This window comes from Mesorhizobium sp. M7A.F.Ca.CA.004.06.1.1 (assembly GCF_003999135.1).
Lineage (GTDB): Bacteria > Pseudomonadota > Alphaproteobacteria > Rhizobiales > Rhizobiaceae > Mesorhizobium.
The window spans coordinates 1-856 of record NZ_RZPQ01001270.1 but is presented as its reverse complement, the minus strand read 5'-3'; the positions used below and the strand labels follow the sequence as shown (position 1 = coordinate 856).

Sequence of the window (856 nt, the reverse complement as noted above, 5' to 3'; positions counted from 1 at the left end):
GTCGAGAGCGCCAGGGCGCGCCGAATGACGCTGCGCATCGATTCAGGCGGCCAGGGTCTACGCATAACCGTGCCGCCAGGCCTGCGCCGCGGCGAAGTGGACAGGTTCCTCGAGCGGCACCAGGACTGGCTGGAGCAGCGACTGGCCAAGGTGCCGACGCGGCCGCAGGTGCGGCCCGGCATCAGGATCCCGCTGCGCGGCGTGCCGCACCGCATCGTCCATGAACCGTCAAAGCGCGGCACCGTCACCGTGTCGCGCGACGAACGTGGTCCGCTCTTGATCGTGCATGGCGACCGCATACATCTGCCGCGCCGCCTCGCCGATTTCCTCAAGCGCGAGGCCAAGAAGGAAATCGAGAAGCTGGTGGCCAAACACACCGAGGCGCTCGGCAAGCGCGCCAAGGCTATCCGCTTCAAGGACACATCAAGCCGCTGGGGGTCATGCACCTCCGAAGGCAATCTGTCCTTTTCCTGGCGCATCATGATGGCGCCGTCGCCGGTCATCAACTACCTCGTCGCGCATGAAGTGGCGCATCTCAAGGAGATGAACCACGGTCCGAAATTCTGGAAATTGTGCGAAAAGCTCTGCCCCGACACCGATCGCTGCAAGGACTGGCTGAAGCGCAATGGCGGTGCGCTGCAGGCGATCATGTTCGAGTAGATCGCTCAGTCGTCGTTGGCGGCGTTCAAGTCCTCAGGCCGTAGCCCCTCATCGCCATGATGCGGCCACGGCAGGAAATTGCCGTCGAATTCATCGCTGCCAAAATAGTCGAGCGCGCGGTGCGCCTCGGCGCCGTCGAAGGCGGCCTTGTCGATCAGGTGCGCGATGACCTCGCGCGCCTGCGCGATCTTCTGCC

General features: G+C 64.4%; 2 protein-coding genes. One reads left to right on the top strand and one right to left on the bottom strand.

The features are described from left to right. A partial coding sequence (locus tag EN906_RS35705; protein WP_164777686.1) for a M48 family metallopeptidase occupies positions 1–660 on the top strand: 660 nt, incomplete at its 5' end. A 5-nt stretch (positions 661–665) separates the two neighbouring features. On the opposite strand, the gene EN906_RS35700 is transcribed toward EN906_RS35705, so the two are convergent. Next, on the bottom strand, positions 666–856 hold a 191-nt coding region (locus tag EN906_RS35700), incomplete at its 5' end, for a hypothetical protein (RefSeq protein ID WP_127375847.1).